Genomic DNA, 22011 nt, shown 5'->3' on the forward strand with positions numbered 1-22011 from the left:
ATGCGCGTCCTCGTCCTCGACACCATCCACGGCGGAAAGGAGATCGCGCAAGCCCTCGCGGAGAGGGGGCATGCCGTCGACATGGTGGACGTCTACAGGGGACAGGAGGGCATAAGTCCCTCCATTGCCCTGCGCGGGGAATACGACCTCGTCGTCGCACCCGTCCACCTCGACCCGTCGCACCCCCTCCTGCGGGATCTCCACGCCCCCGTCATCTCCCACCACCAGGCCGTGAGGTGGATCCTCGGGAAGGATGCCCCGCCCCTGCTCGTCGAGGTGACGGGTGCGCGGGGGAAGACGACGACCGCGTGCGCGCTCGCGCACGTCCTCCGAGGTCCCGGGATCCTCCACACGTCCCGCGGGACAGTCCTCCTCCCGGAAGGACAGGTGGTTGGGCGGGGGGGAATCACGCCGGCAGCCCTGATCGGGCCTGCCCTCCTCGCGCGCTCGCAGGACAGGTGGCTCGTCGCCGAGATCTCGCTAGGGTTCATCGGCCTAGGGAGGCTCGGCATCCTCACGTCTGGAGAGACATACCGGTTTGCCGGCGGCAAGAGGGACGCGCTCACCGAGAAGCTGAGGTCGGGTGACGCGCTCCCCGCCGTCGTGACGCCACCGGGAACCGGGGAGGCCTGGAACCGTGTCCCCGCGAACAGGATCGCGACCGCCAGTGGACGAACGTGTCGCTACTCGTGGGAGGGAATAGAGGGGTCGTACGAGAACCCCCTCCTCGGGACCGGGGCCTACTGCGAACCCCTCCTCCTCGCGACCGCCGCGGCCTGCATCCTCGGGATCGATCCCTCGCCCCTCTCGGATTTTTCTCCCCTCGAGGGGAGGAAAGTCGTCTCCCGGGAAGGGGATCTCCTCGTGGTGGACGACTCCAACTCCGGGACGTGCGGGAAGACCGCGAGGGACGCGATCTCGATCGCGCGGGCGATAGGCGGGAAGGATGCCCCCCTCACCCTCGTAATAGGAAAGGAGAGGGGCGCGATCTGCGAGGGGTTCCCCCCCGGCGAGATCGCCTCGGTCGCGCGGGAAGAATCGCCCGACAGGATCGTCCTCGTCGGTGACTACGACCCGTCCACCGTCGCTCTCCACGCGAGGGGAGGCGTACGGGTGGCAGGGACGCTCGCGGAGGGGAGGGAGATCGCGATGCAGTCACCGGCCGGGAGCATCGTCGTCCTCGCGGTGAAGACATGGCGGTGAAGTTCCCAAGGTACGTGCAGCCGAGACCGAGCTCCATCGTTGCCGCGCTCTACACGGCGCGGGACCTCGGTGTCGATGTCTCGATCCTCCACGGCCCATCGGGCTGCTCTTTCAAGCACGCGAGGCTGCTCGAGGAGGACGGGATGAGGGTCCTCACGACCTCGCTCTCCGATCAGGAATTCATATTCGGCGGCCAGCAGTCCCTCGAGGCGGTCCTCGTGCACGCCGAGGAGACGTTTGCCCCGCGCCGGATGGCAGTGATCGGGACGTGCGTCTCCATGATCATCGGCGAGGACCTCGAGGCCGCAATAAGGAACTCGGGTATCTCGACCCCGACGATACCCGTCGAGATCCACGCCGGCTTCCCGGAGAACATCTCCGGGGTGATCGCGACGCTCGAGCCTGCCGCGGAGATAGGGTGGATCACCCGCGAGGAGCTCGAGCGGCAGAAGGCCCTGCTCGCGAAGGCAAACGAGGTCGAGCGGCTGAGGGGTGCGGCATCGAAACCCTACATAGAGCCTTCGAGGGGTGACCTCAAGCACCTCGCCGCGGAAAGGCTCCTCTCGCTCGCGGGATCCGGGAAGCGGGGGGTTGCCGTCATGAACGCGAAGAAGGAGACTGCCTACATGTTCGCGGACATGCTGCTCGCCCTCCACGAGTCACGGCCCGGCGCGGACATCACGTACATCGCGAACCTCGAGGAGAGGGGGCTGCCCAAGGTGCGGGAGGATGCCCGCCGGATCAGGACCGAACTCGAGGAGAGGGGACTTGAACTCACCCCCACCGGCGCGCTCGACGAGTACGGTGCGCTGGGGGATCTCCTCGGGGAGAAGATACGGGCAGTCTCCCCGGACTTCGCGCTGATCGTCGGGGTCCCGCACGCGATCCCGCCGGAGGCCCTCGAGGGCATCGAGTGCATCTCGGTCACGAACGGCCCCCGGCAGGTCGAGCCCCTCCGGAAACAGGGTCACCGGTTCGTCGTGGTCGAGATCGACCTCCACCCGCGGACACTCGGCGCGAGGAGGATTGTGGAGAGCGAGTTCGGCGCCGTGGTAAGGAGCCTCGCATGAAGGCGCTGATGATCGCGGGCGATCGCTCCGGGAGCGGGAAGACCAGCATCACGCTCGCCATCGCGTCGATCCTCTCCCGCACGATGGCCGTCCAGGCATTCAAGGTCGGGATGGACTACATCGATCCCTCGTACCTCTCCGCTGCGACGGGACGGCCGTGCCGTAACCTCGACTCGTTCGTGATGACGCGCGGCCAGATCCTCTCCGTCTACGCGAACGGCTGCCGCGGTGCCGACATCGCCATCGTCGAGGGCGTGCGGGGCCTCTTCGAGGGTGCCGAGTCCCTCGGCGACGCGGGGAGCAGCGCGTCTGTCGCGCGTATCCTCGGTCTCCCCGTCGTCCTCGTGGTGAACGCGCGGAGCATCACGCGGAGCGCTGCAGCCCTCGTGAAGGGGTTCCAGTCCTTCGACCCGGAGATCGCGATCGCGGGGGTCATCCTGAACAACGTCTCGGGAGAGTCGCACGCGGAGAAGGCCTGCAGCGCGATCGAGCACTACTGCGGGGTGCCGGTGCTCGGGACGGTGCCGCGTCTCCCGGAACTCTCCCTCGGCATGCGCCACCTCGGGCTCGTCCCCTTCAGGGAGTGCGGGGACACCCGGGAATTCCGGGAGAGGATCGGGAGGATCACGGAAGAGATCGGGCGTTCCGTGGACCTCGCGGCGGTCGTCTCCGCGGCGCGCGATATTACGCCACCTCCCGCGGACACGTCGTGCTTCTCCCCCGCGGCGGACCGCGACGTGAGAATCGGCGTCGCGTACGACCACGTCTTCAACTTCTACTACGCGGACCTCTTTGACGTCCTCGCGGCGATGGGTGCAGAAGTGAGGTTCTTCTCCCCCGCCGGGGGTATCCTCCCCGACGCGGACGGCTACATCATCGGGGGTGGATACCCCGAGTTGCACGCGGCCGCACTCTCCGGCAACGATGCGGTGCGCGAATCCCTCCGGCACGCTGCTCGGGAGGGGGTTCCCATCTACGCCGAGTGCGGCGGGCTCATGTACCTGACCCGCGAGCTCGTGATCGCGAAGGGGTGGGAGGGCCATGGGGAAGAGACGAGGTATCCGCTCTGCGGTGTCTTTCCCGGAAAGACCCTCATGCCATCCCGGCGTGTCGTCTCGTACGTCGAGGGGGAGAGCAACGGGGAAAACCCCATGGGAACCGCCCGGTTCAGGGGGCACGAGTTCCACTACTCCGAGGTGGTTCTCCCGGAAGGCACACGTTACGCCTACAGGCTCTCGCGTGGCCGGGGGATCCGCGACGGTCTCGACGGGGCAGTCTGCGGGCGGACCATCGGGAGCTACACGCACCTCCACCCCGTCGCGAGCCGGTCCATGTTCCGCAGGTTCGTCGCGGCCTGCAGGAACGGCGGGGACGCCTGATCCAATCAGCAGCTAAAAAATACTATGAGGGAACATTCTATGCTTGCATGTTCGTGTACATTGACGGCAGGATGTACCCCAAGGAGGAGGCGAAGATCTCCGTCTTCGACCACGGTCTCCTCTACGGCGATGGTGTCTTCGAGGGGATCCGCATGTACAACGGGCGCATTTTCCGGCTCCCCGAGCACATCGACAGGCTGTACGACTCGGCGAAGGCGATCGACCTCCGGATCCCGATGACGAAGGAGGAGATGACCGCAGCCATCATCGAGACCGTGAGGAAGAACAACCTGAAGGACGCGTACATCCGACCGATCGTCACGCGGGGGGTTGGCGATCTCGGGCTCTGCCCGACGAAGTGCCCGCGGCCGACCGTTATCATCATCGCGACGGAGTGGGGCGCGATGTACGGCGACCTCTACGAGAAGGGCCTGCGTGCAGTCACCGTGTCCGTCCGGAGGAACCCGGTCTGCAGCCTCCCGCCAAATATCAAGTCCCTCAACTACCTCAACAACATCCTCGCGAAAATTGAAGCGAACTGCAAGGGCGGCGACGAGGCGATCATGTTCGACATGGAGGGACACATCTCCGAGGGATCCGGGGACAACATATTCGTCGTGAAGAACGGGACGATTTACACCCCCCCGACGCTGAACAACCTCCGCGGGATAACGCGCCTCGTCGTGCTCGAGCTCGCGAGGGGCCTCGGGATTCCCGTCGTCGAGACGCCCCTCGGCCACTACGACCTCTACACCGCCGACGAAGTCTTCGTGACGGGCACCGCCGCGGAGGTCGCGCCCATCGTCCACGTGGACGGCCGTGACATCGGGTCGGGCCGTCCCGGGCCCGTGACCCGCCAGCTGATGGCGGCTTTCCGCGCTGCCACGGAGAGGGAAGGGACACCCGTCTATTGAAATCCTGCCACGCGCGGCCGATTCCCTCTCCATAACCCTTTTTTATCTGTGGTGCGAATAATCTAGGGTCGATTGCTGCTATGGTGTAGTCCGGCCAATCATGCCGGCCTTTCACGCCGGCGACTGGGGTTCAAATCCCCATAGCAGCATCGGGATTCGCACGCGCAATTTCGCGTGTCCAAAATGCTTCTCCATCGGGTTTTCCCGCGTGCTATCCCATCGGGTGGTCGCAGGATGCAACCGGACCTCCCGGAAACGGCGTCTTGTGATTGCACTCCCTCCCGCGGATTATTATCCATTCTTTCCGCAAAATGACTCTTATCGTGAGAGATTCGCACGCAAAAGATATATACAGCATCCGTGAGACGTAATGGAGGAGACGATTCAGTCCCATGCATCTTCCGCGGCCATTTCAGCATCTCCCCGGCAAGATCCCGGTGTTTCCCCTCCTCCTCGTCGCCCTCTCCTCGGTACTCGTGTTCGCGTTCACCCTCCTCTCCCTCTCCCTCGGGTTCACGGCGATATTCCAGAACGCCTACTACATCCCCATCATCCTCTCTTGCTACTACTACCAGAGGAGGGGGCTCGTCTTCTCGCTCGGCCTCTCCGCGGTGTACCTCGCGGCCCTCGTCTCGTTCTTTCCCACGCTGGAGGCCCTGTACCCGGGAATTGTCAGGGTCCTCTTCTTCCTCCTGATCGCGGCAATCGTCACTTTCCTCTCCGAGAAGATCACGAGGGAGAAGGCGAGGTACCAGGGGATCTTTTACAACTCGGAGTCGGGAATCCTCGTCTGGGAAAAGCCGGGCGGGTCGATCGTGGAGGCAAACCCCGAGGCATCGAGGATCCTCGGGTATCCCCTCGGTGAACTCTCCCGCATGGGTATCCCGGACGTGTTCCCGGACCCTGGTATCACGGATGCCATCCTCTCCGGGAAGGGAGAGTTGATCCACCACCGGGAGACGGAAGTCCGGCACGCGGACGGGACGACACGGATCGTCTCGCTCTCCGCGGGATCCATCGACGCGCGCTCGGGGATGGTCACATTCCAGGACATTACCGAGAAGAAGCGCGCAGAAGAGGCTATCTCCCTCGCGAACAGGAAGCTCAACCTCCTCAACAGCATCACCCGGCACGACATCCTCAACACCCTGACCGCGCTGCTCGGGTACCTCGAACTCGCGAGGGAGACGGCGACAGGCAGGGAAACGGAGGGTTACATCGATTCCGCGACGAGGGCCGCGTTGATGATAAGGCGGCAGGTGGAATTCACGCGCGATTACCAGGACGTGGGCGTCCGGTCTCCCGGCTGGTTCTCGCTCCACGACCTCATCGGGAAGCAGAGGGCGCACGCCGAGCAGAAGGGCGTGAGGGTCGAGGCCAACCTCCCGGACATCCAGGTCTACGCCGATCCCCTCATCGAGAAGGTCTTCTACAACCTCGTGGAAAACTCCCTGCGGCACGGGGGGAACGTGACGAGGATCTGGTTTTCCGCCGAGAGGGTAGGAAATGACCTCGTCGTCCGGTGCTGCGACGATGGCAGGGGTGTCCCGGAGGACAAGAAGACCGCGATATTCAACAGGGAGTACTACCAGCACTCGGGCTTCGGCCTGTTTTTGTCCCGCGAGATTCTCGCGATCACGGGCATACGGATAAGGGAGACCGGGACGCCGGGGAAAGGGGCGGTCTTCGAGCTCGTCATCCCGCAGGGTTCCTACCGGTTCCCTGAAAAATAATCTCTGGGAACGTATCCTTTTCGCACGTGCGAGCGAAGAGAGATGGAACATCCATGCGTTGCGCGGAGAGGATGGAGGAAAGATCATGCGGGGGAGAGATTTCAGTCTGGGAAAGGCGGGGATCGGGGGCAGGATCCCGCGGGACATGGTCGTGGACAATCCCACCGGGGGCAGCCCCCGGGGGGATCCCGGGGGGGATGGCATTGGGAGAGACCACGGCTGACTACGAGGAGAGGCTGAAACAATTCCTCCTGCGCCACGGGATCGATCCCGCCGGCCGGTCACCGGGCGAGATGGCCCGGTTCGTCGCCGCGTTCACGCACCGGTCGTTTGCGAAGGGCCGGCCGCCCGGCGATCGGGGGACCGATGACTACGAGGCACTCGAGTTCCTCGGGGACAGGGTCCTCAACCTCGTCGTGGCCGAGCGGATATTCCGTAATTCCGCCGGGTCCGTGGGCGAGATGGCGGAGAGGATGGAGTTCGTGAAGAATGCCCACCTCTCTGCCGTCGTCGCGGCACTCGGCGACGAGTTCCCGCATCTCGTGAGGCTCGGCCCGAACCAGGAGCTGACGGGGAGTATCGTTGCATCCGCGTTCGAGGCGTTCCTCGGCGCGTACTTCCTCGCGGCGGGATTCGAGGAGACGCGGGCTCTCCTCCTCGGCCTGCTCGGCGACACGCTCGATACCTTCACTCCCTTCGCAAACTACAAGAAGAGGCTGCAGGAGCACCTCCAGAAAACGTACCGCAAGCTTCCCGTGTACGAGCTCGTGAAAAAAGAGGGGCCGGACCACGCGCCGGTCTTCACCTACAGGGTCCTCCTCGATGGTACTCCCCTTGGCCAGGGGACGGGACGCTCGAAGATGGAAGCGACCCAGAACGCCGCGCGAGAGGCGCTCAGGGCACTCGGGATCGGGTGAAGGCCCATCACCCGCAATCCCCCCGCCGCGGGGGTTCTCCCAAAGAACTATCTCCCCTTGGTTCTTACTCAGACGTGCATGGACCGGCCGGAAACGCCCGGATCGTTTGCCCGCTTTCCGGGGGAGGGAGGGGCTGTGACACGCAGGATCCTTGCTGCCGTCGACGGGTCGATCCTCACCTACAGCGTCATCCACGCCGCGATCGAGGAGGCCCTCTGCAGGAAGGCAGAACTGCACATCGTGCACGTGGTCCAGAGGGAGTGGGGAGACACCGATCCTGCTGCTGACATCTCGGTGAGCGACGAGGAGGAGGAGGCGGCCACGCTCCTCTCCTCGGTGAAGGCAGAGGTGGAAGCCCGTGGCGTCGAGGCCGTCGCCCACCTGCTCGTCGGCCACCCGGGTGACAAGATCGTGGATTGCGCGATCGACATCGGCGCCGAGCTCGTCATCCTCGGGTCCGTGGGAAAGAGCCAGATAAAGCGGATGATATCCGGGAGTGTCTCGTCCTTCGTGGTCACGCACTGCCCCGTGACGACAATGGTCGTCAAGCCCGGGCAGAAGCGACACCCGGACTGATACAATCCCTCGCTGCGGGCCCCCGGGACCCCGGGGGTTTCTCGGCGCCGGGTCGTGTGGGAACGTGGGGGAAATAGGACTCTGCGACAACCCCGGGGATTACCCCCCGCAACCGGTCACGAAAGGGGGGACAGGATCCGGGGGGAGTATCCAGCTGGCCCGCCGTGCACTGATCCGCGCCGTCGTCATGGCTGCAGTGGCGATGGCCGCGATCGACGGTATCGCGGTCGGGATAGCCCTGCCGACCATGACGAGGGCATTCTCCGTGGACGTCGCCCTCTCGCAGTGGGTCTTCTCCGCGTACCTCGTCACCGAGACGAGCCTCCTCCTCGTCTTCGGGAGGGTATCGGAATTCACGGGGAAGGGGAGGCTCTTTTTCTCGGGCCTCCTCCTCTTCACGGTCTCCTCGCTCGCGTGCGGGCTCTCCGCGAACCTCTGGGAACTCGTCTTCTCCCGCGTCCTCCAGGCATCCGGCTCGGCGATGATCTTCTCGGTCTCCGCCGCGATCCTCTACGGGACCTCCGAGCCGGGGAAGGAGGGCAGGGTGATGGGACTCGTCGGGACGACGACCGCCGCGGCAGCGATCGTGGCACCCGTGCTCGCGGGACTCGTGACGAGCTGCCTTGGCTGGCAGTACATCTTCCTGATCAATGTCCCGATAGGAACGGCGGGCACCGTTCTCGCCCTCTTCCTCGTCCGGCGGGAAAAGGTACCCCGGGGGACTGTCGCGATGGACTGGGGGGGTGCGGCCGGGATTATCGCGTCGATCGCGTTCTTCAGTCTCGCCCTCGCCGATATCTCAGTGCAGCGTTCCCTTTCGCCCGCCGCAATCATCCTCCTGTGCCTCTCCCTCGCCTCCCTCGTCAGCCTTTGCATCGCGCAGAGGAGGAGCCCCGCCCCCCTCGTCACCCTCTCCCTTTTCAGGGAGACGGGATTCCTCGTCCCGAATCTCCAGCTGTTCTGCGTCTCCATGGCGTTCTCCATGCTCTACCTCGTCGGGCCGTTCTACCTTGAAGGGGCAGTAGGGCTGGACCCCCTCGGGGTCGGCCTCGTGTTCCTCGTCGTCCCGACCGTCATCACTTTTGGTGCGCCTGCCGCGGGACTCGTCTACGACAGGTGGAACGCGAGGTGCCTGCCCGCGTGGGGGATTGCTGTCGCCGGGATTTCGTTTTTCCTCCTCGGGCTCGCGGTCGCGGGGAGGGACGTCCGCGTGATCGTTGCCCTCCTCGCCCTGCTCGCGCTCGGGATCTCCCTCTTCCTCGCCCCGAACTCATCCGAGATCATGCGGTCCCTGCCTCCGCGGAGGGCGTCGCTCGCCTCGAGCGTGAGCGCCACCATGAAGAACCTCGGCACGATCGCGGGGGTCTCGTCCTCCGCGCTCCTCCTCTCCCTCGACGCCGCGGGAAAGGACGGCGTTTCCCTTATCCACTCTGCACTCCTCTCCCCGCAGGTCACCTCCTCGGTCCAAAAGGTACTCTTCGGGAGCGCGGCCCTATGCGTGGCAGGGGTCCTCCTCGCGGGAATAGGCGCAGGGAAAAGGGTTCTCGGCTGCCGGGCCGTCGACCCGGCGGTCCGCGAATCAGATCTCCGTGATGCCCTGGCTCCCCGCCGGTCCCTCGCCCCGCCCCCTGTTTGCCTCGCGCGAGACGAGGCAGAAGATGCCGCCAATGAGCATCACGATGTCGAGGGGGGGAAGGACGCACGCGATGATCGCGAATATCCCCGCGCGCGAGAAGTCCTTCCTCTCCGTGGCGAGGAGGGCGAGGAATCCCACGAAGAGACCGATGATCCGCACCGCCGCGAGGACACCGACGACGGCGAGCGGCACGTGGAGCGATACACCTAGCGCGGAGAAGACACCCGCCGTGTACATGGCAGCCCCGATCACCGCGAGGACGAGGAAAACGAGGATACCCACGACGAGGGAGACGAGGATGAGGATCTTGCCCACCTTGGCCTCCGACGACAGGCCTTCGATGTTGAGCATGACAGTCACTGTACCTCGTTATGGCAATGCCGCGCTTAAAATGGTGCTGCCCCCGGGGGGATACCGGTGGAGGGTGGTCACCCGTCCTGTATCGCCGGGCAGAAGTTACAGATGGCGAACGGGACGTCCCTGTGCTTTTCCCGGACGGGACAGTAGAACTTCCCGTCCCGTTCCGTGACCGAGAGACCGCCCGGGAACGGTGTTCCCACGGGGTGGCCCGGCTCTCCGAGGACGAACATCGTGAACCCCGCGAGGATATAGTAAAAGAGGCGGTGGCGGGGGGAGTGAAACTGGGGGAGGTATTCACGCGAGGGGGTGCCCGCGAGGCAGCCTTCCGGGACCATCGCGAAGTAGGCATCGAACGCCGCCTTGTCCCTGATGGGTTCCCCCATCCGGGAGAACGCGCCGGCCGTGCACATCGAGAGGAGCCGGTGGTGCGCATCCACGACCTGGCCGAGGAGGTAGGGGGCGGCGACTGTCCTGTAGTGACGGGGGAGTCGGTGGATTTCGTACCTGACCCTCCCCATGATCACCTGCAGGTCGAAGAGCGAGAAAGAGGATATCTCGCGTGCCATGAGGATTCCCGCTTCCCCGCGGGTCACTGCCGCCGATATCCTGCGACACGAGCGCCGGATATCCTCGATCGTCCCGCAATCTCCCCTGCCCATGCCTGCCGGAACCGCTCCTCACCTGCCCTTCCAAAAGAGGAAGGCCGCGGCGAGCCCTGCCGCCAGCGTTGCCGCCGCCACGGTGAACCCCGCAGCCCGCGTGCTCTCCTGCGCAGGGGTCGCGGGAGTGGCCGTGCCTGCCGGGCCCTCTCCCGTCACCCCCGGTGCAACGGTCTGCTTCGGCGCAGAGAATCCCCCCAGCGGGGGCGTGACGTGGATGACGAAGTTGGACACGGGTTGGACTCCCGCCGCGGGAGACACTCCCGGGCACTGGTCTGCCGCTGCCTCCCCCGAGAGGTAGAGGATGCTCACCCTGGACCCGTCGTTCCTCCCCGAGTAGACCGCGGACTGCCCGCTGTTGAGGTACCTCTCGAGGACGGGGAGGTCCCCGCTCCACAGCTTCACCTGGGCCCCGAGTGCCCTGCAGACAGTGCCCGTGCACTGCCCGCAGTCGGGTCTCACCGCGTACTCGAACCTGTAATCACCGCCGAGCGGGACGGGAACCGTCCTAGGGTCGCCGAATATGTCCTTCGCGACGGGCGTACTGCTCCCCGGCGGGGTGACCACGAGCGCGATGCCCGCCCACCTCCCGCCGCTCCCGCCGAGTATTGTCGCGACGACCGTGTCGTCCAGCCTGAAGGTATTGTAGACACCCTCGTCGGGAACGGCGCCGACGACCTGCATGGGCGTGACGGGGGCAAACCCGCACGCCGGCGCGTTCCCCTGGTACGTGCACCCGTACTGCGACTCGGCACGTATCGTGAGGGTGAGCGAGAGGGGATCGAGCGCGGTCACCTTCCCCATGTAAGTCGTCTCCTGCACGAGCGCGGGCACGGGTGCGACACACAGGAGGGATACCGCCGCGAGCACGAGGACGAGGCGGTGCACGTAATTCAAGGGCATTCTCTCCATCTCCACGCGAGCTTCCATTCGAGAAGGGGTGTGTGTGGCGGCACGCAAATAACCTTCCATGCGTGCGGGCGCGGGGGCGCGGTACTCATCCCCTCAATTCGCGGTGATCCCTGCCCTCTTGATGAGGTAGTATGCTCCCGCGAGGCATATGACGACCACCCCGAGGCCCCAGAGCGTGAGGTCGGAGATGTGGACGTCCCCGTATGGGTCGACGAGGATTATCTTCCGCGCGACCGCGATGATGGCAAGCAGGACGATTATCTCGACGTGGATCTCCCTCCTGATGATGTATGCCTTGATCGTGTCGAGGAGTTCGATGCCTATCAGAACGAGGAGGAAGAACCCAAATATCGTGAGTATCTCGTGGTTGTCGAGCCTGTACACGGTCTCGAGGAGGATGCCCTTCACGATCTCCCAGAAGAGCTCGATGATGGAGAAGAGGACGACGAACGAGAGGAGGACGAGGAGGGCGTAGTACACCCACTTCTCGAATTCGTTCAGTCTCCTTATCATGCGGCGCGTGACCCCCGCACTTTTTCTCCGGGGATAGGTGCCTCCAAGGGCAAATCCTGATTAGTATGCTCTTTTTACTGGCAAAAAACCTTCCGGCAACCAATCGACACGTCGCCCTGGCCCTTTCGTCTCCCCGCCGGGTAGCAGCAGCTATTTGTGGGGGAAAGGACATGGTCTTTCCGTGTATGCGTGCTGCATCCCTCCTCCTCGCTAGCGTCCTCCTCGCGGTGGCCCTTTTCGTCCCCGCGGGTGGGGCACCCGACCCTGCAGGTCCACGACCGGAATTCCTCCGCATCGAGTCGAGACCCGCGGGGGCGCTCGTCACCGTCGACGGCATGTTCATCGGGATGACCCCCGTGGTGTACCCTCTCCCCGCCGGGGTCTCCGGCCCCCTCGCAGTCACGGTCTCCGCGACCGGGCACCATTCCTTCTCGACGACGTACACGCCGGGATCGTCGCAGGGCAGGGGAGATTACATCTTCGCGGAACTCGCCCCGACGGAATCTCTTGGGACCATCGTGGTGAAGTCCCGCCCGCCCGGTGCCCTCACCATGGTCGACGGCGGGAAGGGACAGCAGGCACCGTGGACGTACAGCGACGTGAGGGCAGGGGGCCACCTCGTGCAGGCGTACCTCTCCGGCTACCGCCCCTACATAGGGGTCGTCGACGTTCCCGACGGGGGGACCGTCGTCGTCGAGGCGACGCTCGCGCCCCTCTCTGAGGTGGGCACCATACAGGTGAAGAGCTCTCCCGGAGGCGCGGACATCTACGTGGACGGTATCTACCGCGGGTCGACGGCCGCCACGGTCGGGAACCTCGCGGCAGGGACGCACTTCGTCCTCCTGAGGGCGGCAGGCTACCGCGACTGGACAGGCCTCGTCGAGGTGAAAAAAGGGGAGGTTACCTCCCTCGACCTCGCACTCGAGCCTTCCCCGGGTGCGGAGAGCGGTTTTGTCACCGTCGACTCGGTTCCCCCCGGGGCATCCGTGTACCTCGACGGCCTGTACCGGGGCACGACGCAGCCCGGTGATCTCCTCGATCTGACGGGAATATCGCCGGGGAATCACTCGCTGAAACTCACGCTCGACAGGTACGCGGATTACACCGTGGATGTACAGGTGAGGCCCGGTGAGACGACAAGGGTACACGCAGTGCTCGCGCCCCGGGACGGCGCGGGGAATACGAGTGTCCTGCAGGTCACCTCCGAGCCCTCGGGTGCGTTCGTGACGGTCGACGGGTCACTTCGAGGGATCACTCCCCTCTCCGTCTGTGACCTCCCGGGTGGTCCGCACGAGGTGCGCCTCTCGCTCCCCGGGTACATTGACAGCACGCTCACTTTCACCCATGCACCGGGGACGGTCTCCCGCCTCGATGTCGCACTCGCACCGCAACAGCAGCGGGCGGCGCTGCACGGGTGGGTTGCTCCATTCGCCCTCGTTCTCGCGGCTGCGCTGGCGGTGGGGAGGAGACGCCCTCCCCGGTCTCCCCTCTGAGGGGGACATGGCGGGGATCGCGCGTAAGGGGTGCGGGAGGCGCCCCGCGCGGATCAGCCGTGGTGCTCGCCCTGCACCCACCGCGACCCCGCCGGCGTGTGCTCCTTCTTCCAGATGGGCACTCTCTCCTTGATGCGGTCGATGATGTACTCGCACGCGCGGAACGCCTCCCTCCTGTGCGGCGCAGCCGTGACGACCATGACGATATTCTCACCTACCCGCAGGTGCCCGGTCCTGTGAATGATGTGGGCTCCGAGGATCCCGAACCTCTCCCTCGCCTCGGCGGCAATCTCCGCAAGATCCCTCTCGGCGACCTCCTCGTATGCCTCGACCTCCATTTCGTCAATCCCGTCGTCCCTCACCGTCCCGAGGAACGAGACGATTGCCCCGGCGTCTTTTTCGCGTGCCATGGCGATGATTTCCCCAGGGTCGAAATCCTCCCGCGTGATCCTTATCATGCCGCCACGAACCTCCTTCCCTATCCCCCGGCCACGGGCGGGTAGAGCGCGACCTCGTCCCCCGGATTCACCGGGTGGTCTTCCCTGTCCGGACCCCCGACCCGCTCTCGGTTCACCATCACGATGACGGATTTCTTGAGGTGCCCGTCGCTGTCGAGGAGGAGCGCCGACGCCGCCGGGTTCGCCCGGACAACCTCGTTCACCACGTGGCGGACCGTCGATCCTGCCGGGAGCGGGATCTCGAGCCTGTCCCCGAGGACCTCCCGGAACCGGGCGAATGCCCGCACGCGCACTGTTCCCGTCACTTGCATCCACCTCTCTTCCCGCGATCGCGGGGGGCATCCCCCCATCCGGCCGGCACCCGCCGCGCCCGCCGCGATGAGAGTACAATGCCCTTGTTCCTGCGACAGGAGATATCTCGCCGGACGAAAGATAATGGTGTCCGGTGAACAGGAGGGACACACTCCACGCCGCACGCGGGTATCCCGGGGACTTGGGGGACGTCCCCCGCATGGGGAGGCGGGCGCAGGAAGGGGCTTGGGGAAATGCTCAAGGGGAGGGAGGGCAGATACACCCGCAGGGGGAGAGTACGCGATGGCGGTGCCAGACGAGGAGGCGACGATCGGGACGGGAATGAGAGCAGCGTGGGCATCGTGCCGCGGGCGTTACACAGAGGCCATCCGGATCTTCTCGGGCCTCGGTGCCGGGGAAGTCCCCACGGCAGGGTACCACGCGGCGTGGGCGTTCACGCTCACGAGGGAAGGGTACTTCTCGCGCGCCCTCGAACACTGCGAGGAGGCCCTCTCGATCGATCCCCGGTGCGTGGACGCGTGGTTCGTGAAGGGACTCTCGCTCTCGTACCTCGCCCGCTACGGCGAGGCGGTCGAGTGCCTCGAGAGGGTGGTCGAGGCCGAACCGGGGCATGCCGAGGCGTGGTACATAAGGGGGAACTGCCTCTACTCGCAGGGCGATTACCCGGGGGCGGTCCTCTCGTACGACAGGGTCCTCGAGATCGACCCGCTGTACCCAAAGGCACTGTACAACAGGGGAGTCGCGCTCGCCGACATGGGTGACTACGAGGCCGCGCTCGACTCGTACGACAGGTGCATCGCGGTCAACCCGGACGTGGGGATCGTCCACACGAACCGCGGCGTCGCCCTCGCGGCGCTCGGGAGGTACCAAGAGGCCGTCGAGGCGTTCGACAGGGCCCTCTCCCTCAACCCCAACGACATCAGTGCCCTCAACAACAAGGGGATATGCCTCTCCAAGCTGGGGAGGGACGGGGAAGCCATGGAGGTGATGGACAGGGCAAGGAAACTCTCCCGCCTCCCCCACCTCCAGAGGGGTGTCCTCTAGGTGTCCCGTCCCCCGGGACAAGATCCCCCACAAGCTATAACGGCCACGGCGCTCCATACCACTCTCCCGTGGAAGAACCTCCCCGCCTCCCCCCCGCGATACCGAGGACGACCTGCGCGCTTTTCGGGGCATTGAAGGTCGCATCGACCCTCAGGAGGACCGCGGTCCTCGTCCACGGGCCGAGGGGCTGCGTCTACCACGTCAACTACATCCTCGGGATGAGGGGTGACCGGCACAACCCCGTGTACTGCACCTGCATGGACGAGCACGACGTGGTGTTCGGGGCCGAGGAGAAGCTGAAGGACGCGATCCGCGCACTCGACCGTGCCGGGAACCACGACGTGATCGTGGTCCTCTCGTGCTGCGCGTCGGGAATCATCGGCGAGGACCTCGAGGCTGCGTGCAGGGGTGCGGGTGCACGGGCACTCGTCGTCCCCGTGGAGGTGAACGGCTTTTCGGGGGATTTCTCGACGGGTTACGCGGCGACGCTCGCCGCGCTCATCGCGCGGACGGCGGACGGGACCGTGGAAAAGGTAGGGCGGTCTGTCAACCTCGTGGGGATGCTGCGCGGTGGGCCGGACCTGTCCGAGACAAAGAGGCTCCTTGCGGGCACCGGAATCCACGTGAACGCCGTGCTCCCCGCGGGTGCAACGCGGGACGACTTGGGAAACGTGTGCAGGGCCGAGCTGAACGTCGTCATGTGCGAGACTTCCGGGCTCCGTGCCGCCCAGTTCATGGAGGAGGCGTTCGGGATACCGTGGATCAGCGCCACGTTTCCCATCGGGGACGAGCTCTCGCGGGCTTTCGTGAGGGATGTCGCGGGGGCCCTCGGTATCCCGGCCAAAACGGCCGACAGCACGGGATGCACCCCGCCGCGGCCGGTCTCCGCGGGGGAGAGGGGGCCCCGCGTCGCCATCTGCGCGGGCCCGACGCGGGCCGTGGCGCTCTCCCTCTTCCTGCGCGCGCGGGGAATACACCCGCAAGTCCTCGTTCTCGACTTCCCCACCCCTCTCCTCCCGCGGATAAGGGATGCCGCCGGGGATTCCTGCGAGATCCTCGTCGCCCAGCCGTGGGAGAGGATCGAGGAGGCACTTGCCTCCCGCGGGGTGGACGTGATCGTGGGGGGACTCATGGAGCAGTCTCTTGCCCGGAAGATTGGCGCGAGGCTCGTTGACGTGATGCATGGGAGCATGAAGACCGTCGGCAGGGAAGGGGGAGAAAACATCCTCTCGCGGATTCTGTCGGGCCCGGGCCGATCTCCTTCCCCGCCGGGAACCTAGCGCGCCGGGGAGGGGTTTGGTTCCCCCGGGGCAGGTCGCGGGGGTACTACTCGTGTGCACCCTTCCCGTGCGAGGGGAAATTGATCCGCGCGATGCACTCCTCTGCCTCTCTCAGCCTCCCCATCGCGCGGAGGGTGAGGGATTTCTGGTAGTACACGAAGGCATTGACGGCGTTCAGCGCGAGCGCCTGGTCGAAGCACTCGAGGGACTCTTCCAGCCTCCCGAGTTCGCGGAGGGCGATCCCCTTGCTCGCGAGGACGCGGATGTTGCGGGGACTGATGGAGAGCGACCGATCGAAGTAGGTAATGGCTTCCGCAAACCTCCCCAGTTCGTTGAGGCAGTACCCCTTGTCGTTGAGGGCGTAGAGGAAATCGGGGTCGATGGAGAGTGCCTCGTCGTAACAACGGATTGCCTCCTCGCACCTGTGGATCTTCCGTAGCGTGTAGCCCTTCTTGTAGAGGACGAGGGGGTTGCGGCGGTTCTCGGCTAGCGCAGTATCGTACATCTCGAGAGCCTCGGAGTGCCTCCCCAGTTCATAGTATATGTCCCCTAGCTCCTCCATCACCGCGCTGTCGTGGGGGTCGATGGCGAGGGCCCGCCTGAACGCGTTCGCGGCGTCCTCGAGCTTCCCGAGGTCCTTTGCCCTCTTTGCCCTCTCGATCCAATCCTTCGCTTCCATTGTACTGTCCATCGGAATCCTCCTATTTAAGGCATCGGACAAGCGTGGCCCGGGGAGTCATTCCCCCTCGTTTCGATTCCCGTTTCCCCCGTGTCCACCCGAGCCGGCAAGGACTTTCAATGGACGGACGGGTCCTCTCCCCCGTGGAGGACGGTTTTAAGGAATGCGATGCCGATCGCACCCTGGCTCACCACTGCCTGGATCGCGCGGTCGAGGTCCTTCACCGAGAAGTCGTGGTAGTAGGGATAGATGTAACGGGAGATCGTGAAACCTATGACCCTGCCCCCCTCGAGGATCCTCGAGAAACCCGTGAGCGGCGACGTGAATGCCTTCGTCAGCTCGTAGATGAAAGCGGCATCCCTTTTATCGTAGTAGGAATTCAGTGTCTCGATATCGCGGCTCTCCGGGAGCGTGATCTGGAACGCGACGATGTAGTAACTCTTGCCCTTCTGGTTCTCGAGGAGAATGGGGAAGTCCCCGAACCTCACCCAGAACCCGTTGAAATCCCCTTCCTCGAATTCCCTGATGATCGAGACGTCGATCTCCTGGAGGTACTGGCGGAGTTCGTCCCTCACCTGGGTATCTGTTTTTTTCGGCACCGGTCCAGCCATACGTGTCCAGTTACGGACCTTTCCCGTGTTATACCTTTCCACGGGTGACGCGGAGCGGGAGGATGGACCGTTTACCCCGGGAGTCCAAATTATTTATATACCTGATGCTTGTATCTACTCGTGGCGGAGACAGGATACCACCGCGGTCCTGTGCGACGCCCGGGATCGGCATGGATCCCCGCGGAAATGCGGCCGTGGATCGCATGCCCGGTTCTGAAAAGATGGAGACGTAGGAGGTGAAATCCATAAGGTACGACGGGTTCTGGAAAGTCCTGCTCCCGTGGGTCGCCATCGCGGCACTGGTCATCCTGCCAGCAGCCGGAAACGACCAGGGTCATGCCCCGGGGGAGAATCTCATGTCCAGTCCAGACCCTTCACAACCAGTCCCCCACGATACGCCCCCCGCAGACAATACCCTCGCGGCCGGAGGAGAGTCTCCTGACCGCGGGTCACAGAATACCGCCATGTCCTCCCTCCTTTCCCCCTCTGCCAGCGGGACGGTTTCCGCGTGGATCTCGCAGAGATCTTCCACGGGTCCCACGGGCACGGGCCGGAGCACCGTGGAATACAGGCAGGTGGTCTCTGCGAGCGGGAAAATCCTGAAATTCGCATTCTCGGCGCACGTGGCCCTCTGATAGGGGGGTGCCCCATATTTTTTTAGGTGCTGAAATCCTCGAGTGTCTTTTGCCTCGGGTCACCGGGCGAGAGCGCGGAGAACCGCACGCCCGCGAGCCTTATTTCCGCTACCTCCTGCAGGAGGGGGAGCGCGAGCTCCACCACGGCCTTCCCGATCTTCGCCGGCTCGCGTGCCGGCCGGGGGAGCGTCTGTGACCGGGTACGCGTGGAAAAATCCCCGAGGCGGATCTTCACGGTGACCGTCCTCGCGAGGGTATTCTCGCGGGCGAGTTCCCGGCACAACTCGTCGGAGAGGGAGAGGAGGGTGTCGAGGACCTCCCGGGGACCCGTCGATCCCGGGGGGAAGGTCTGTTCGCGGCTGATGGACTTCGCGTGGCCTGCCGGCCTCACTTCGTCGTCGTCGATTCCTGCCGCGAGGTCCCTGACCGTGACCGCTGACCTCCCGAGGATCTCCCGCAGTGCCTGCACGTCCGCCTCCCGCAGGGCGCGCACCGTCCGTATCCCCATCGCGTGGAGTGCCCTCGCTGACTTCGGGCCGATTCCCGGAATACTCTCCACGGGGAGCGGGGAGAGGAAATCCTCCACCCTCTCCGGGGGCACGACAACCAGCCCGTCAGGTTTCCCCGCGTCGGACGCGATCTTCGCGATGGTCTTCCCGGGCGCGACGCCGATCGAGCACGTGAGGCCTTCCTCCCTCCGAATCTCTTCCTTTATCATCTTCCCCACGCGCCCGGCCGCCTCGAAATCCCCGCACGACGTGATGTCGAGGTACGCCTCGTCGATGCTCACCTGGCAGAACCGGTCGGCATATCCCTCGAGGATGCCCATGACTCTCGCGGACGTCTCCTGGTAGAGCGAGTGCCGCGGCGGCAGGAAGATCGCGTCCGGGCACAGCATGTACGCGCGGGAGATGGGCATCGCGGAGCGAATGCCGTAGCGCCGCGCCTCATAGGAACACGTGAGGACAACGCCCCGGCCGGATCCCCCGTGCTGGTCGGCACCTATGACGACGGGTTTCCCGGCGAGGTCTGGGTGGTGCCTCACCTCGACCGAAGCGTAGAAGCTGTCCATGTCCACGTGGAAGATGATGCGCGGGCCCTTTTCTCCCCCATGGTGCATTATCGGACCGTCCTGCGACCCGGTCATCCCTGAGTGATCCACTCGTCCCGGAGATAAAAGGATGGAACGGAGTCCAACCCCGCGGGAACCATTGTATCTTCCGGCGTCCAATACACTCGGCATGCCCGCGAGCCCTCAGACCTGCCTGCAGGTCATCGACACCGTGGACGCGTTCGCAAGGTGCCTCGGGAGGGGCGACGTCGCCACCGCGACCGGCTACCTCGACGGGAGGGTCTCGTTCATCGTCCCGTGGACGACCGGTATCCTCCGCGGCTCGGACACCGTCGGGGCGTACCTCGCGAGAGAAGCATGGAGATTCAGGAATATCAGGCTGTCCGGCATCGAGGTCGACGCGGTGGGGACGGTCGCGTGGGTGTCGGGGTACTTCCACGCGGTACCGGGAGCCGGCGCGCAGGGGGAGGCGGGGCACGTCACGTTCGTTCTCGCGGGCACGGGCCACGCGTGGGTGATTGCCCACGTCCACTTCTCCTGTCCCCTCGGTTCTGCACGCGGGGGCAGGGAGAAACAGGGGTGAGGGCCCCCGGGATCCCCGCGCCCGTCCCCCTCACGGGGAAGGGAACTGCTGGGTGACGCAGTGAATGGCTCCCATCCCCTCGATCATCGCGGAGCAGTCGATGCCCGTGACGTTCCTGCCGGGGAATAACCCTGTCAGGATCTCGAGTGCTCTCCGGTCGGCCGGGTCGTTGAACGTGGGGACGAGGACGACCCCATTACCCACGTAGAAATTCGTGTAGCTCGCCGGGAGAGTCTCCCCGCGCAGGCGGGGCATGGGGAGCGGGACGACCCGCAGGGGGCTCCCGTCGTACGCCCGTGCTCCCTTCAGGATGGAATAGTTCTCTTGGAGGACGGCATAGTTCTCCTCGCCGGGGTCTTCCTCGAGGGCGCAGACCACCGTGCGGGGGTCCACGAAACGCGCGACGTCGTCGACGTGCCCGTCCGTGTCGTCCCCCGCGATTCCCCCGCGGAGCCAGATGAACCGTGATACGCCGAGGAATCCGGCAAGTTTCCCTTCTATCTCCGCCCTCGAGAGGGTCGGGTTCCGGTTGGAGTTGAGGAGGCACTGTTCCGTCGTGAGGAGCGTCCCCCTCCCGTCGGTGTCAATGGAACCCCCCTCGAGGACGATCCCGGGGGAGAAGGAGGGGATGCCGAGCACGCCCCCGAGGAATGCCGGGACCGCGTCGTCGCACTCGAGCTCGGGGTACTTCCTGCCCCACGCGTTGAACGTCCAGTTCACCATCGCGACCGACGGGCGGTTCTCGTGGACGAGGAAGGTCGGTCCGTAGTCCCGGAACCACACGTCTGCGTACGGGTACACGAGGAACCTGACCGATCTTGCGCCTATCCCCGCACGCGCGAGGAGGTCACAGACTCTCTCCTCCATCCCGGTATCCCTGACGAGGAGGTAGACCCTCTCCTTCCCCGAGAGTGCCCTCACGATCTCGACGTAAGCCCTCTCGACGGATTTTAGGTCCGGGAACGTCCCGTTGTCGAACGGCCACGAGAGCCAAACCCCCTGGTGCGGTTCCCATTCCGCCGGCATCCTGTAGCCTGCCTCTGCGGGGAGCGTCCCGGGGAAATTGGAAACCTGTCTCACGAGGCTCCCGTACGTCTCCGGTCGCCTGTTACCGAGGAAACCCCACCCTTCCCTCACGAGCGCGTTCATCGAGAAGTCCACGTCCACGACGAGGGCTTCCTCCCCTTCCCCCGCGCGCGCGAGGACGTTCCCGAACGCGTCGCAGGCGAACGAGCTGCCGAAGAAGCAGATATCCCCCTCGCGCCCGACGCGGTTGACAGCGGCAACGTGGATGCCGTTTGCGATGGCATGCCCCCTCTGGACGGTCTCCCACGCCTCCCTCCAGTCTCCCTCGAGCGGATTCTCCATGCCGCGTATCGTCCCGAGTGCGGTCGGGTAGAAGATGATGTCGGCTCCCCGCAGCGCGACCGCCCTCGCCGCCTCGGGGAACCACTGGTCGTAGCAGATGAGCACCGCGATCTTCCCTAGCGGCGTCTCTTCCACGACGTAGTCGGACCCCGGTGCGAAGTATTCCTTCTCGTAGTAGAGGGGATCGCAGGGGACGTGGACCTTGCGGTAGACCTGCCCGAGACTGCCGTCCTGCCTCACGATGACCGCGGAATTGTAGAGTTTCCCCTCCCCTCCGTCCTCGAGCAGGGGGAGGACGAAGACGGCGTTTCCTTCACGCGCGAGGCGCGAGAATTCCCCCGTGATTGGACCGGGGATCTTCTGGGCGTAGGGTGCGGCATTCACCCCGTGGTACTGGGGGAAGTAGGGCGCGCAGAAGAGCTCCTGGAAACAGACGATCCTTGCCCCCTTCGCGAGCGCCTCCCTCGCGAGTTCGATGTTTCTCTCCACGTTTTCGCGGACTTCCCTGCAGGCAGATGCCTGCACGAGCCCTATCCGGACCATCCCACTCTCCTTCCCTCACCTCATTTCGGTCCCTTCCCGCATATTCGTTCCTGAGGCGCGG

General features: G+C 65.1%; 22 protein-coding genes and 1 tRNA gene. 14 read left to right on the forward strand and 9 right to left on the reverse strand.

Annotated elements, in window-relative coordinates; genetic code table 11:
• The 9 genes from cfbE to QFX32_02680 all read left to right on the forward strand — a co-directional run bounded on the left by cfbE (position 1) and on the right by QFX32_02680 (position 9638).
• Positions 1-1203: a coenzyme F430 synthase gene (gene cfbE / locus QFX32_02640; protein MDI9632937.1), complete on the forward strand. Its 1203-nt coding sequence runs from the start codon at positions 1-3 to the stop codon at positions 1201-1203.
• A complete protein-coding gene (gene cfbD, locus QFX32_02645) occupies positions 1194-2273 on the forward strand; it encodes a Ni-sirohydrochlorin a,c-diamide reductive cyclase catalytic subunit (GenBank protein ID MDI9632938.1) in 1080 nt (359 codons plus the stop codon). The genes cfbE and cfbD overlap by 10 nt, the downstream gene beginning before the upstream one ends.
• Positions 2270-3652, forward strand: coding sequence for a Ni-sirohydrochlorin a,c-diamide synthase (cfbB, locus tag QFX32_02650; protein MDI9632939.1), 1383 nt, complete (start codon positions 2270-2272; stop codon positions 3650-3652). Before cfbD ends, cfbB begins: the two co-directional genes overlap by 4 nt.
• 47 nt (positions 3653-3699) lie before the next feature.
• Positions 3700-4566 carry a branched-chain-amino-acid transaminase gene (gene ilvE / locus QFX32_02655; GenBank protein MDI9632940.1) on the forward strand — a complete coding sequence of 289 codons (867 nt, stop codon included), beginning with the start codon at positions 3700-3702 and terminating at the stop codon, positions 4564-4566.
• Positions 4567-4640: 74 nt separating this feature from the next.
• Positions 4641-4715: transfer RNA gene (locus QFX32_02660), tRNA-Glu, on the forward strand.
• Between the two features lie 243 nt (positions 4716-4958).
• Positions 4959-6299, forward strand: coding sequence for a PAS domain S-box protein (locus QFX32_02665; GenBank protein ID MDI9632941.1), 1341 nt, complete (start codon positions 4959-4961; stop codon positions 6297-6299).
• Positions 6300-6496: 197 nt separating this feature from the next.
• Positions 6497-7216, forward strand: coding sequence for a putative dsRNA-binding protein (locus tag QFX32_02670; GenBank protein MDI9632942.1), 720 nt, complete (start codon positions 6497-6499; stop codon positions 7214-7216).
• A gap of 135 nt (positions 7217-7351) precedes the next feature.
• Positions 7352-7792: a universal stress protein gene (locus tag QFX32_02675; protein MDI9632943.1), complete on the forward strand. Its 441-nt coding sequence runs from the start codon at positions 7352-7354 to the stop codon at positions 7790-7792.
• Between the two features lie 64 nt (positions 7793-7856).
• The gene (locus tag QFX32_02680) at positions 7857-9638 is read left to right on the forward strand and encodes an MFS transporter (protein MDI9632944.1); all 1782 of its coding nucleotides are present in this window, start codon (positions 7857-7859) and stop codon (positions 9636-9638) included.
• 218 nt (positions 9639-9856) lie between these two features.
• On the opposite strand, the gene QFX32_02685 is transcribed toward QFX32_02680, so the two are convergent.
• The 3 genes from QFX32_02685 to QFX32_02695 form a co-directional block, all read right to left on the reverse strand.
• On the reverse strand, positions 9857-10447 hold the full coding sequence (locus tag QFX32_02685) for a DUF2115 domain-containing protein (protein MDI9632945.1): 591 nt from the start codon (positions 10445-10447) through the stop codon (positions 9857-9859).
• Between the two features lie 18 nt (positions 10448-10465).
• Entirely contained in the window at positions 10466-11350 is an 885-nt protein-coding gene (locus QFX32_02690) for a hypothetical protein (GenBank protein ID MDI9632946.1), read from the reverse strand.
• Positions 11351-11452: 102 nt separating this feature from the next.
• On the reverse strand, positions 11453-11872 hold the full coding sequence (locus QFX32_02695; protein ID MDI9632947.1) for a phosphate-starvation-inducible PsiE family protein: 420 nt from the start codon (positions 11870-11872) through the stop codon (positions 11453-11455).
• 170 nt (positions 11873-12042) lie between these two features.
• On the opposite strand from QFX32_02695, the gene QFX32_02700 reads away from it, so the two are divergent.
• Positions 12043-13365, forward strand: coding sequence for a PEGA domain-containing protein (locus QFX32_02700; protein ID MDI9632948.1), 1323 nt, complete (start codon positions 12043-12045; stop codon positions 13363-13365).
• A 53-nt stretch (positions 13366-13418) separates the two neighbouring features.
• Here the strand turns inward: QFX32_02700 and QFX32_02705 are convergent, their stop codons facing one another.
• Together QFX32_02705 and QFX32_02710 are read right to left on the reverse strand one after the other, a co-directional pair.
• Positions 13419-13823: a molybdenum cofactor biosynthesis protein MoaE gene (locus tag QFX32_02705; GenBank protein ID MDI9632949.1), complete on the reverse strand. Its 405-nt coding sequence runs from the start codon at positions 13821-13823 to the stop codon at positions 13419-13421.
• 20 nt (positions 13824-13843) lie between these two features.
• Positions 13844-14128, reverse strand: a complete 285-nt coding sequence (locus QFX32_02710) for a MoaD/ThiS family protein (GenBank protein ID MDI9632950.1) — start codon at positions 14126-14128, stop codon at positions 13844-13846.
• 289 nt (positions 14129-14417) lie between these two features.
• Between QFX32_02710 and QFX32_02715 the strand changes: the two genes are divergently transcribed.
• Both QFX32_02715 and QFX32_02720 read left to right on the forward strand, forming a co-directional pair.
• A complete protein-coding gene (locus QFX32_02715; GenBank protein ID MDI9632951.1) occupies positions 14418-15179 on the forward strand; it encodes a tetratricopeptide repeat protein in 762 nt (253 codons plus the stop codon).
• A 68-nt stretch (positions 15180-15247) separates the two neighbouring features.
• Positions 15248-16459 (forward strand): nitrogenase component 1, encoded by a 1212-nt coding sequence (locus tag QFX32_02720; protein ID MDI9632952.1) that lies wholly within the window; start codon positions 15248-15250, stop codon positions 16457-16459.
• A gap of 46 nt (positions 16460-16505) precedes the next feature.
• Here QFX32_02720 and QFX32_02725 read toward each other — a convergent pair whose 3' ends face one another.
• Together QFX32_02725 and QFX32_02730 are read right to left on the reverse strand one after the other, a co-directional pair.
• Positions 16506-17138, reverse strand: a complete 633-nt coding sequence (locus QFX32_02725; GenBank protein ID MDI9632953.1) for a tetratricopeptide repeat protein — start codon at positions 17136-17138, stop codon at positions 16506-16508.
• Positions 17139-17254: 116 nt separating this feature from the next.
• Positions 17255-17749 (reverse strand): hypothetical protein, encoded by a 495-nt coding sequence (locus QFX32_02730; protein MDI9632954.1) that lies wholly within the window; start codon positions 17747-17749, stop codon positions 17255-17257.
• A gap of 236 nt (positions 17750-17985) precedes the next feature.
• Here QFX32_02730 and QFX32_02735 point away from each other — a divergent pair, with 236 nt between their 5' ends.
• Entirely contained in the window at positions 17986-18384 is a 399-nt protein-coding gene (locus QFX32_02735; GenBank protein ID MDI9632955.1) for a hypothetical protein, read from the forward strand.
• A 22-nt stretch (positions 18385-18406) separates the two neighbouring features.
• On the opposite strand, the gene dinB is transcribed toward QFX32_02735, so the two are convergent.
• On the reverse strand, positions 18407-19531 hold the full coding sequence (gene dinB / locus QFX32_02740) for a DNA polymerase IV (GenBank protein ID MDI9632956.1): 1125 nt from the start codon (positions 19529-19531) through the stop codon (positions 18407-18409).
• A gap of 94 nt (positions 19532-19625) precedes the next feature.
• Here dinB and QFX32_02745 point away from each other — a divergent pair, with 94 nt between their 5' ends.
• Positions 19626-20039, forward strand: a complete 414-nt coding sequence (locus QFX32_02745; protein ID MDI9632957.1) for a nuclear transport factor 2 family protein — start codon at positions 19626-19628, stop codon at positions 20037-20039.
• Between the two features lie 30 nt (positions 20040-20069).
• Here QFX32_02745 and QFX32_02750 read toward each other — a convergent pair whose 3' ends face one another.
• Entirely contained in the window at positions 20070-21950 is a 1881-nt protein-coding gene (locus QFX32_02750) for an agmatine deiminase family protein (GenBank protein ID MDI9632958.1), read from the reverse strand.
• Between the last annotated feature and the right edge of the window lie 61 nt (positions 21951-22011).

This window comes from Methanolinea sp., assembly GCA_030055515.1.
Taxonomy (GTDB): Archaea; Halobacteriota; Methanomicrobia; order Methanomicrobiales; family Methanospirillaceae; genus Methanolinea_A.

Coding starts and splice junctions, on each gene's coding strand:
- cfbE (MDI9632937.1), top strand. CDS start 1: ATGCGCGTCCTCGTCCTCGACACCATCCACGGCGGAAAGGAGATCGCG.
- cfbD (MDI9632938.1), top strand. CDS start 1,194: ATGGCGGTGAAGTTCCCAAGGTACGTGCAGCCGAGACCGAGCTCCATC.
- cfbB (MDI9632939.1), top strand. CDS start 2,270: ATGAAGGCGCTGATGATCGCGGGCGATCGCTCCGGGAGCGGGAAGACC.
- ilvE (MDI9632940.1), top strand. CDS start 3,700: ATGTTCGTGTACATTGACGGCAGGATGTACCCCAAGGAGGAGGCGAAG.
- QFX32_02665 (MDI9632941.1), top strand. CDS start 4,959: ATGCATCTTCCGCGGCCATTTCAGCATCTCCCCGGCAAGATCCCGGTG.
- QFX32_02670 (MDI9632942.1), top strand. CDS start 6,497: ATGGCATTGGGAGAGACCACGGCTGACTACGAGGAGAGGCTGAAACAA.
- QFX32_02685 (MDI9632945.1), bottom strand. CDS start 10,447: ATGGGCAGGGGAGATTGCGGGACGATCGAGGATATCCGGCGCTCGTGT.
- QFX32_02690 (MDI9632946.1), bottom strand. CDS start 11,350: ATGCCCTTGAATTACGTGCACCGCCTCGTCCTCGTGCTCGCGGCGGTA.
- QFX32_02695 (MDI9632947.1), bottom strand. CDS start 11,872: ATGATAAGGAGACTGAACGAATTCGAGAAGTGGGTGTACTACGCCCTC.
- QFX32_02700 (MDI9632948.1), top strand. CDS start 12,043: ATGGTCTTTCCGTGTATGCGTGCTGCATCCCTCCTCCTCGCTAGCGTC.
- QFX32_02705 (MDI9632949.1), bottom strand. CDS start 13,823: ATGATAAGGATCACGCGGGAGGATTTCGACCCTGGGGAAATCATCGCC.
- QFX32_02715 (MDI9632951.1), top strand. CDS start 14,418: ATGGCGGTGCCAGACGAGGAGGCGACGATCGGGACGGGAATGAGAGCA.
- QFX32_02725 (MDI9632953.1), bottom strand. CDS start 17,138: ATGGAAGCGAAGGATTGGATCGAGAGGGCAAAGAGGGCAAAGGACCTC.
- QFX32_02730 (MDI9632954.1), bottom strand. CDS start 17,749: ATGGCTGGACCGGTGCCGAAAAAAACAGATACCCAGGTGAGGGACGAA.
- dinB (MDI9632956.1), bottom strand. CDS start 19,531: ATGACCGGGTCGCAGGACGGTCCGATAATGCACCATGGGGGAGAAAAG.
- QFX32_02745 (MDI9632957.1), top strand. CDS start 19,626: ATGCCCGCGAGCCCTCAGACCTGCCTGCAGGTCATCGACACCGTGGAC.
- QFX32_02750 (MDI9632958.1), bottom strand. CDS start 21,950: ATGGTCCGGATAGGGCTCGTGCAGGCATCTGCCTGCAGGGAAGTCCGC.